This window comes from Pseudodonghicola xiamenensis DSM 18339 (assembly GCF_000429365.1).
In the GTDB taxonomy this organism is placed as follows: Bacteria; Pseudomonadota; Alphaproteobacteria; order Rhodobacterales; family Rhodobacteraceae; genus Pseudodonghicola; species Pseudodonghicola xiamenensis.
This window is the reverse complement of the sequence record NZ_AUBS01000063.1, coordinates 1-9,154: the sequence shown is the minus strand read 5'-3', so window position 1 is coordinate 9,154 and position 9,154 is coordinate 1. Positions and strand designations below refer to the sequence as shown.

Below are 9,154 nucleotides of genomic sequence, written 5' to 3'. Positions count from 1 at the left end.
AGCCCTTCTGGGCGGCCTGCCAGCTGCGCAGTGGCTACTTGCTGACCGAGGCTATGACGCCGATTGGTTCCGCGAAGCCTTGCAGGACAAGGGGATCAGGGCCTGTATTCCTGGCCGCAAGGCGCGCAGGAGCCCCATCAAATACGACAAGCGTCGCTACAAACGCCGCAACCGCCCCTCTCGTGACATTGCTCCGCAATGCACTGCCGGGCAGCGATACGAGATCATGTTCGGCAGGCTCAAGGACTGGCGACGCGTGGCGACCCGCTACGACAGATGCCCGAAGGTCTTCCTCTCCGCCGTCGCTCTCGCCGCAACTGTGATGTTCTGGTTATGAGTCCTGAGCCTAGCGTTGTCCGGCCGGGGAAGAACTGACCTAACGCTGCACCCGAGAGGAGGGCGGCCTGCAGGTCCGGCGCTACTGGACAGGCGAATGCCGCGACTGCCCCGTCCGGAGCCGCTGTACCACAGGCAAGGAGCGCCGCATCGCCCGCTGGGAGCATGAGCATCTGGTCGATGACATGCGTGACCGACTAAGCGGGGCCGAAGACCCTATGACCTTGCGGCGCTGCACGGTCGAGCATCCGTTCGGCACAATCAAGGCCTGGATGGGCGCGACCCATTTCCTGACCCGCCGGTTGAGAAACGTCCGCACGGAGATGGTGTTGAACGTCCTGGCCTATAACATCAAACGAATGATCGCGCTGGTCGGTGTCCGGGGCCTGATGGCCGTGATCCCCGGCTGATCCGGGAGAGCCAAGCCTTCGATTTCGCGCATCGACCGCCAGCATCACGAATTCACCTCGAAATCGCACGGCCGGCCTCAGGCACCCGAGTTTCCACACAGCCTTGGCCGTTAAGAACTGTCCTGGGACGAAACGTCCAAGGCCATAAAAGCCGTCGTCAGTGGGGCGAACATTCCACTCAAGGAAAAGAGGTAATCGTCCCGTTCCCGGTGCATTTCTTGGCAGGGTATCTGAACGAGATCGGCAGGGCGGCTGGTGCCCTTGCTCCACATGAAGCCGACTCCGAGCTCCTGCGTCACCGCATCGAGCACTCCGTCGCGCGTGTCCATCACGATCGAGGCGCGTGGGGCGATGCCGGCACTGCGAAAGGCGTCATCCACTACCCTCTGGCTCGAGGATCCGGAGGTGCGGAAGATCAGCCGTTCGCAGACCAGTTCGGCACAGGTGATCATCGTGCGGGACGCCAGCGGATGTGTGGGCGGTACAATCGCAACAACGCTTTGGCTTTGGACTTTGCGGCGTTGAAATCGGGCCTGTTCAGGCGGCTCGGGCAAGACGCCCACATCGACACGGCCTTCACCAACGGCTTCGACGATTCGCCCCCAACTGCCCATTTCGATCTTAACCTCGACCCCTGGAAACATATCACGGAACCTGCGGATCAGCGCCATGCCGGGCAGCGGATTTCCGAGCCCCACGCGCAGTTCCCCGACCTCCATGCTTTGATGCTGGCTTAGGAGTTCGGCGATTTTTGAACCTCCACCCTCGATCTCGCGTGACAGCGGATAAATCTGTTGGCAGAGCCCCGACGGCACCATGTCATTCGCGGCGCGTTTGAACAGAACCGTGCCCAAGGCGCGTTCCAGATCGCGGATCTGTTGGCTCACCGTGGCTTGCGACACGGTCATCCGGCGGGCAGCGGCGGAAAAGCTTCCGGTTTCCATCACGGCATTGAGCGCGCGCAGGCGGGAGAAGGTCAGGGCGGACAGGACTTCTTTCGGAGACAGGGTTTTCATGCGGGCGCTATAGGGGATGCCTGTAACTGTAACATGACTGTCGCAGAAACTTCCTATGACGCGCCTCGAACGATGTTTGAGAGGCCCCTATGGCAACCGTCCAGCTCCACGAAATCGAGAAATCCTTTGCCGGCACCGATGTGCTCAAGGGGGTGAGTCTCGACATTGCCGATGGTGAGTTCCTGTCGCTGGTGGGACCGTCGGGCTGCGGCAAGTCCACGCTGCTGCGCATCCTCGCGGGCCTCGAGACCCAGAGTTCCGGCACGGTGTCGATCGGCGGGCGCCTGGTCGACGGGCTGCGCGCTGCGGATCGCGATCTGGCGATGGTGTTTCAGAGCTACGCGCTTTACCCGCATTTGACCGTCGCCGAAAACATCGCCGTGCCGCTCACCATGCGGCGGCTTTCGGGGGCGCAGCGTTTGCCTGGGATCGGGTCGTTCCTGCCGGGCAGCCGCGCTCTACGCCGGGAGATTGCGACCACGGTGCGCGAGGCCGCAGAGATGCTCGACATCGCGCATCTTCTCGACCGCAAGCCCGGACAGCTTTCAGGAGGGCAACGTCAACGCGTGGCCGTCGGGCGGGCCTTGGTGCGCGAACCTGCGGCCTTTCTGCTCGATGAGCCTTTGTCCAACCTCGATGCGAAAATGCGGGTGCATATGCGCGCCGAAATCGCCCAGCTCAACCGCCGCCTTGGCGCCACCTTCGTCTATGTCACCCACGATCAGGCCGAGGCCATGACCATGTCCGACCGGATCGCGGTGATGATGGAGGGCGAGCTGTTGCAGGTCGGCACGCCGGATGCGCTTTACGACCACCCCGCCGACATTCGTGTCGCGCAATTCATCGGTTCCCCCGCGATCAATATCCTGCCGGTGGAGACGGACGAGGCCGGCGTGATCCGGCTCTACGGGGCGCAAACGGGATTTCGTGCCGGGAGCGCACGGATCGAACATCTCGGCGTGCGGCCCGAAGCCTTGATGCCTTGCGATGACGGTGAACTTTTGTCGGGACGGGTGCGGCTGATCGAGAACCTTGGGTCCGATCTGTTCGTGCAACTCGATGTGCCCGGTATGCTGCGCCCGGTGACGTTGCGCCTGCCGCCATCCGCGCGGGGCAGGGTGCGTCCGGGCGATCTCATGCATTTGCGCGTGGACAGCGACCGGATCGTCGGATTTGACGCGGGCGGCAAGGCGGCGCCGCTTCTGCGGGCGGAGGTGCCTGCCCATGTCTGAGATTCTGACAACGCCGCTCACGTCCTCTCGGCGTAGCGCCAGACCGGAGGCCCGCCAGGCCCGCGCTGGGGCCATTCTGGTCTCGCCCGCTGTGATCCTTCTGATCGTCATCCTGATCCTGCCGGTGGCGGTCGCCTTCGTGCTGTCCTTTTCCGATTACACGCTGGGGCGGGATAGGCTCACTTGGGTCGGGTTCGAGAATTACGCCGATATCTTCACCCGCTCGAGTTATCGCAAGATGATCGTCGCCACGGTGCTTTATGTGGTGATCACCGTGCCGGTCTCTGTCGGGCTGGGCCTGGGCGCGGCGCTTCTGATCCGCTCGCTCAAGATTGGTCAGAGCCTCTACAAGACAGTCTATTTTCTGCCCGTCATGGCCTCTTTGCTCGCCATGGCCATCGTCTGGGAATTCGCGCTGCACCCGACGCTCGGCATCGTCAACCGCACCTTGGCGCTTGGCTGTGGTAGTCCGCTGGAGCTTTGGCCTTGGTATGCGCGCAGTTGTGCCGACGGTTTCCCGCTTTGGCTCGGGGATCGCGATTATGCGCTCTGGACGCTGGCCTTCATCGGCATCTGGCAAAGCTTCGGTTTCAACATGGTGCTCTATCTGGCGGGGCTGACCGCCGTGCCGCGCGACCTTTACGGCGCGGCGGAGATGGACGGGGTGCGGTCCGGCTGGGAACGGTTTCGTCTGATCACATGGCCAATGCTGGGACCGACGACGGTCTTTGTCTTGACCATCACCACGATCCGCTCGTTTCAGGTCTTCGACACGATCGAGGCGCTGACCCACGGTGGTCCGGCGAAATCCACCTATGTGATGATCTACGCCATTTACGAAAAGGGCATCGCCCAGAACCTCGTGGGGCTCGGTGCGGCGATCACCATGCTGTTCCTCGGCTTCGTCATGCTGATCTCTGTGGCGCAGCGCCGCTTTGTCGAACGCAAGGTGCATTACCAATGACCAATCGCTTCTCCACCCGCCAGACGCTGGCCCATCTCGTGCTGATCCTCGGTGCCGTGATCGTGCTGCTGCCGTTTTACGTGATGCTCACCACCTCGTTCAAATCCTCTGCCGAGATCGCCTCCGGCACCGGCGGCCTGTTCGGCGCGCAGGAGCTGGTGCTGGACCAAAGCTGCGTGAACCTCGGCGGTTCTGAACAAGATTGTCTCACCCGGCCTTTGGTCGACAATTACCATCAGGCGTTTGCCGCAGCCCCGCTCTGGCGCTACCTGCTCAATGGCGTGATTGTCACCGCCTCGATCTTTGTGCTGCAAACATTGATCGCCGTGCCTGCGGCCTATGCGCTGGCGAAGCTCAGGTTCTGGGGGCGGGATGCGGCCTTTGGTCTCGTGCTCTTCTGCCTGCTGATCCCGGTGCATGCCATTGCCCTGCCGCTCTATCTCATGCTCGCCAAACTCGGCCTGACCAACAGCTATGCCGCGCTCATCCTGCCGTGGATCGTCTCGGCCTTTGGTATCTTTCTGATGCGGCAGTTCTTCATGACCGTGCCCGATGATCTGATCGACGCCGCGCGCATGGACGGCATGGGCGAATTCGCGATCATCTGGCGCGTCATGTTGCCGACTGCGATCCCGGCGCTTCTGGCCTTTGCGATCTTCTCGGTCGTGGCGCATTGGAACGACTATTTCTGGCCGCGCATCGTCCTGACCGGAGATCGCAACCTGTTCACACCGCCGCTTGGTCTGCGCGAGTTCAAGGGCGATCTCGATGGCGATTTCTACGGGCCGATGATGGCCACCGCCACGGTGATCGTCACGCCGCTCGTCGTGGCCTTCCTCCTTGCCCAGCGTCGCTTCATCGACGGCATCACGCTGACCGGCATGAAATAACTGCCCTTCCTCTCCTCAAAAGGACTGATCCGATGAAATACCTTCTGCCGTTGGCGGCCTCCGCCACGCTTCTTGCTCCGGCTGCTTATGCGGTCGATATCGAGGTGGCCTATGCCTATTCCTCTGTCTTCGATCCGACCTTCGAGCGGATCATGGAGGCCTTCGAGACCGCGCACCCCGACATTCATGTCACCTTCCGCGCGACCTATGAGGATTACGAAGACGCCACCAACACCATCCTGCGCGAGGCCGTGGCCGACACGCTGCCCGACGTGTCCTTTCAGGCCCTGAACCGTCAGGCGCTGCTGGTCGAACGCGGGATCGCCAAGCCGCTCGATCCCTATATCGCCGAGGAAGACGGGTTCGAAACCGCAGGCTATCACAAGGCGATGCTCGACCTTTCCACTTTCGACGGGCAGATCTACGGCCTGCCGTTTTCGGTCTCTACGCCCATCGGGTTCTACAACATGGACATCCTGCGCGCCGCCGGTGTCGAGACCATCCCGACCACATGGGACGAGGTTGTCGAGGCCTGCCGGGCGATCAATGCCAAGGGCGATCACGATGCGATCTTCTGGCATTGGGACATTTCCGGCAACTGGCTGTTGCAGGCGGCGATGTGGTCGCAGGGCGTGCCGACGATCAAGGGTGGCAAGCTCAACATGGACAACCCGGAGGGCGTCCGTGCGCTTGAGACCGCCAAGTCGATCTTCCAGGACTGCGCGATGAAGCCGGTGTCGGGCGGCGATGCCTCGAAACAATTCGCGGCGGGCGATCTGGGCATGTTCTTCAGCTCCACCGCCTATGTCGGCTTTGTGGATCGCTCAAAACTTGGCGACTGGAACTTTGTCACCGCGCCCTATCCGGGCATTGATGGCGCACCGAAAGCGCTGCCCGCGGGCGGCAATTCCGCCATGTTGACGTCGGGCTCGGACGACCCGGAAGTGCTTGAGGCCGCATGGCAGTTCATCAAGTTCACCACCTCCGGCGAAGGCGCCGCAGCCGTGGCATTGACCACCGGCTATGTGCCGCCGAACAAGGTGGCGAACGCGCTGCTGATGGATAATTTCTATGCCGAGAACCCCAACAAGCTGACCGCCGTGAACCAGCTTCCGCTGTTGTCCGAATGGTTCGCCTATCCGGGTGACAACGGTCTGGCGGTGACGCAGGTGATTGAGGACAGTTTGGAGGCCATCCTCGTGGGCGATGCCGACGATATGGAAGAGCTGCGCGACGAAATGGTCGACGAGGTCAACGCGCTTTTGCCGCGCTGACCCCATCATATCGGCGCAGCGCCCGCTCCGTGCTGCGCCGGTTTTCTAAAGGATTTCCTATGACCACACCCCTCCGCTTCGCCGTCCTGACGGATTTGCATTTTGTGCCCGCGGGCCAGACGATTTACGGTTTCGATCCGCGCGAGAGCCTGCGCCGGGCGCTGGCTTTCCTCGACACGTTGCCACAGGTCGATTTTCTGCTGATCTGTGGCGATCTCACTGACCGCGCCGAGCTTGCGGCCTATGAAAGCCTGCGCGATGAACTGGCCGCACTCCGCCTCCCGGTGATCCTCATGCTCGGCAATCACGACGCCCGAGCGCCGTTCCGCGCCACTTTCCCGGAGGCGGATGACGTCGGTGGGTTCGTGCAGGGGCTGCATGTGTTCGAGCAGGCCAGCCTGATCACGCTCGACACGCTGGCCGAAGGCGAGCCGGGACATCACGGACGTCTGTGTGACAGGCGGCTCGCGTTTCTCGAAACCGCATTGAGCGAGGCCCCGACCGACCGTCCGGTTCTTCTGTTCCAACACCATCCGCCGATGGAGCTGTCGATTCCGCCGATGGACGCGATCCGGCTATGTGATGCGGCGGCGGAGCTGGCGGTCTTCGAATGCGCGGGCCGCAAGCCTGACTATCTTTTCATGGGCCATGTGCATCGCCCGATCATCGGGCTGTGGCAGGGTATTCCCTATCACATCCAGCGCGCGCTGATGCATCAGGTGCATCACGAATTCGACCAGCCGGGGCGGATCATGGGGGCGATCGAGGCCCCGGATCTGGCCTATGTGACGGTCAAGGATGGGGATGTCCTGATTCACGACTGTTCCTTTGCCTATGACGGGCCGGTGTTCGATCTCGAGAGCCCCGAGGCCGCCGCCGTGGCCCACCCGCAGGATCTGGAGCGCTATTGATGCGGCTCGACGACTATGACGCGATCCTCTGTGATCTTGATGGGTGCCTGATTTCCGGGACCACGGTTTTGCCGGGGGCGAAAGACGTGCTCGATGCAGCGGGGGACAGGCTTGTCATCCTCAGCAACAATTCCACCGATACGCCGGAGACTCTTTCGAGGCGGTTGCAGGCGATGGGGCTATGCGTGCCCCCTGAACGGATCGTGCTTGCAGGAACCGCAGCGCTCGATCATCTGGCCGGGTTTTCAGACGCCCGGATTTGCCTTTATGGCTCTGAGGCCCTGCGAGACTATGCACACAGGCTTGGACTGACCCTGACGCGCGAGGCGCCGACCCATGTGGTACTGACCCGGGACGAGACATATGGCTATGCCCAGCTTCGGGAAACCCTGGGTCTCATCGCCTCGGGGGCACAGCTCGTGGTGGCCAATCCGGACGTCAGCCATCCGGGCCCCGACGGGACGCCCGTGCCGGAAACCGGAAGCCTGCTGTCCGCGATCCTGAGTGTTCATCCGGAACTGCCTTATGTCATCATCGGCAAGCCGGAACCCGGGCTTTATCGGAATGCCCTGACGCGTTTCAAAGAGGGTGTGGGGCGCGTGCTGGCGATCGGAGACAACCCGCGCACGGATGCCGAAGGTGCGGCGCGCCTTGGCTTTGATTTTGCGCTTGTCGGTCCTCATATCGGCATAGGGAGTGGTTTGCAGTGGTTTCTCGATAATTGGGTAAGATCAGGGGCTTGATCATTCAGTGTCAGAAACGACCTTTTTGAAGGGGAGCGAATGGCCGGTCTGGTGACGCTACGCTGCAGAATCTGGCTCGTTGAAAAATGTCTCCTTCTCTAATTGGGTGTTTGGGTCAAGCTCGTTTTCCCTACTGGTTGGGACCATTGTCACTCATCCGGGTCACGCTTCTCTTCGCAGTCGGTTTGATGCCGCGTGGGGCATCGCTGCACGAATGTGTCGGATTGGTTGTGGAGAGCCTCGCTTTGAGACGCGCTTTCGAGGCGCAGCAGACATTTTCGGCTTCATCTATTACCCGGCAGGCGCATCGCATAGCGATACCGCCGAGAGGGCACGAACCTCGTCCGGTGAGGACGATCCCGTTCAGATTGGTGTCGGGCGTTTAGATCATGCCATGCCCTCTACCTTTTCTGAACGGAACTCAGTGCCGTCCACCCACATACGGTGAAGCAGGACGGCCAGTTTGCGCGCAACAGCCACAACCGCACGGCGGCGTCCTTTGGTGCGCATCAAGCGCATGCCCCAGGACTTGATCTGCGACCCGGCCATGGTTCGCATGAGCAAGGCATTGGCGGCGGCGTAGAGCGTCGCCCTCACGTCTCGATCCCCGGCTTTCGATATACGGCCAGGATTGTCGTGCTCACCAGACTGGTATCGTCGGGGCGTTAGACCAAAGTGGGCGGCCACGGTGCGAGATCGTTTGAACCGCGCAGGGTCATCGACCGCCGCCTTGAAAGTCAAAGCCGCGATCGGGCCGACCCCGGGCACAGTCATCATGCGCATGCAGACCTCATCCCGACTGGCGGCGCGTTTGACCCGTCGGTCGAGCTCCAGAAAGTGCTGATACAGAACCAACCGGGCGTCGAGCAGCGGCAGCATGGCATGGGCCAGCACCTCGTCCATCTCAATCATCGGCCGGACCACACCGTCAAAGCTGCCATGCTTCACCGTTTTCGGCAGCCGAACGCCGAATATCTTCAACAAGCCACGCACTTCTTTGGTCAGATCGATGGTCTTGCTCAGCAAAGCCTTCCGCGTGCTCAGAAAGGCTCGAATCCCATGTGCCTCCCGGCTCTTCATGTTGTCCGTCGTCAGAACATTTGGCACACTTCGCGGCGTAGATTAGCGGAGTGCGGGCTTCGTCTGGGGATTGATGTTAGGCGGCGAGCTTGCGGTGCTGCAAGCGCCGATATTCGATGGTCTGTCGCTTGATCCTTTCGCGCTGTTTGATGATGCCCGGCGCCCTTCCGAAGTAGGCGTCGGCAGGGGTCACGTTGGCCAGGCTCTCGTGGTAGCGCTGGTGATTGTAGTGCTCGACGAAGGCCTCGATCTGGGCCTCGAGGTCGCCGGGCAGGAAGTAGTTCTCCAGTAGGATGCG

At 61.8% G+C, this 9,154-nt stretch carries 10 protein-coding genes and 1 pseudogene; 8 read left to right on the top strand and 3 right to left on the bottom strand.

From position 1 onward, the window contains the following. Both G455_RS0121605 and G455_RS26245 read left to right on the top strand, forming a co-directional pair. Positions 1 to 337 (top strand): IS5/IS1182 family transposase (locus tag G455_RS0121605; RefSeq protein WP_028095538.1); only part of this gene is annotated, 337 nt, incomplete at its 5' end. A gap of 16 nt (positions 338 to 353) precedes the next feature. Next, positions 354 to 746: pseudogene (locus tag G455_RS26245) on the top strand (transposase); the annotation flags it as partial. A gap of 110 nt (positions 747 to 856) precedes the next feature. On the opposite strand, the gene G455_RS25100 reads toward G455_RS26245, so the two are convergent. Continuing rightward, on the bottom strand, positions 857 to 1,762 hold the full coding sequence (locus G455_RS25100; RefSeq protein WP_051312683.1) for a LysR family transcriptional regulator: 906 nt from the start codon (positions 1,760 to 1,762) through the stop codon (positions 857 to 859). A gap of 89 nt (positions 1,763 to 1,851) precedes the next feature. Between G455_RS25100 and G455_RS0121590 the strand changes: the two genes are divergently transcribed. The 6 genes from G455_RS0121590 to G455_RS0121565 are packed head-to-tail and all read left to right on the top strand — an operon-like array spanning position 1,852 to position 7,776. Next, positions 1,852 to 2,994 (top strand): ABC transporter ATP-binding protein, encoded by a 1,143-nt coding sequence (locus G455_RS0121590; protein ID WP_028095536.1) that lies wholly within the window; start codon positions 1,852 to 1,854, stop codon positions 2,992 to 2,994. After that, positions 2,987 to 3,958 carry a carbohydrate ABC transporter permease gene (locus tag G455_RS0121585; RefSeq protein ID WP_051312682.1) on the top strand — a complete coding sequence of 324 codons (972 nt, stop codon included), beginning with the start codon at positions 2,987 to 2,989 and terminating at the stop codon, positions 3,956 to 3,958. The genes G455_RS0121590 and G455_RS0121585 overlap by 8 nt, the downstream gene beginning before the upstream one ends. Further along, entirely contained in the window at positions 3,955 to 4,848 is an 894-nt protein-coding gene (locus G455_RS0121580) for a carbohydrate ABC transporter permease (protein ID WP_028095534.1), read from the top strand. Before G455_RS0121585 ends, G455_RS0121580 begins: the two co-directional genes overlap by 4 nt. A gap of 32 nt (positions 4,849 to 4,880) precedes the next feature. Next, complete coding sequence (locus G455_RS0121575) at positions 4,881 to 6,122, top strand: ABC transporter substrate-binding protein (RefSeq protein ID WP_028095533.1); 1,242 nt, start codon at positions 4,881 to 4,883, stop codon at positions 6,120 to 6,122. A 59-nt stretch (positions 6,123 to 6,181) separates the two neighbouring features. Further along, positions 6,182 to 7,033, top strand: a complete 852-nt coding sequence (locus G455_RS0121570) for a phosphodiesterase (protein ID WP_028095532.1) — start codon at positions 6,182 to 6,184, stop codon at positions 7,031 to 7,033. Further along, positions 7,033 to 7,776 carry an HAD-IIA family hydrolase gene (locus tag G455_RS0121565; protein WP_051312681.1) on the top strand — a complete coding sequence of 248 codons (744 nt, stop codon included), beginning with the start codon at positions 7,033 to 7,035 and terminating at the stop codon, positions 7,774 to 7,776. Before G455_RS0121570 ends, G455_RS0121565 begins: the two co-directional genes overlap by 1 nt. A gap of 387 nt (positions 7,777 to 8,163) precedes the next feature. On the opposite strand, the gene G455_RS25095 is transcribed toward G455_RS0121565, so the two are convergent. Further along, positions 8,164 to 8,856, bottom strand: coding sequence for an IS110 family RNA-guided transposase (locus tag G455_RS25095; protein ID WP_240474637.1), 693 nt, complete (start codon positions 8,854 to 8,856; stop codon positions 8,164 to 8,166). A 76-nt stretch (positions 8,857 to 8,932) separates the two neighbouring features. Further along, a partial coding sequence (locus G455_RS0121555) for an integrase core domain-containing protein (protein WP_028095530.1) occupies positions 8,933 to 9,154 on the bottom strand: 222 nt, incomplete at its 5' end.

Bases quoted from the DNA above. Each gene is read 5' to 3' on its own strand.
- G455_RS0121575 (WP_028095533.1), top strand. From the start codon at position 4,881: ATGAAATACCTTCTGCCGTTGGCGGCCTCCGCCACGCTTCTTGCTCCG.
- G455_RS25095 (WP_240474637.1), bottom strand. From the start codon at position 8,856: ATGAAGAGCCGGGAGGCACATGGGATTCGAGCCTTTCTGAGCACGCGG.
- G455_RS0121585 (WP_051312682.1), top strand. From the start codon at position 2,987: ATGTCTGAGATTCTGACAACGCCGCTCACGTCCTCTCGGCGTAGCGCC.
- G455_RS0121570 (WP_028095532.1), top strand. From the start codon at position 6,182: ATGACCACACCCCTCCGCTTCGCCGTCCTGACGGATTTGCATTTTGTG.
- G455_RS0121590 (WP_028095536.1), top strand. From the start codon at position 1,852: ATGGCAACCGTCCAGCTCCACGAAATCGAGAAATCCTTTGCCGGCACC.
- G455_RS0121565 (WP_051312681.1), top strand. From the start codon at position 7,033: ATGCGGCTCGACGACTATGACGCGATCCTCTGTGATCTTGATGGGTGC.
- G455_RS25100 (WP_051312683.1), bottom strand. From the start codon at position 1,762: ATGAAAACCCTGTCTCCGAAAGAAGTCCTGTCCGCCCTGACCTTCTCC.
- G455_RS0121580 (WP_028095534.1), top strand. From the start codon at position 3,955: ATGACCAATCGCTTCTCCACCCGCCAGACGCTGGCCCATCTCGTGCTG.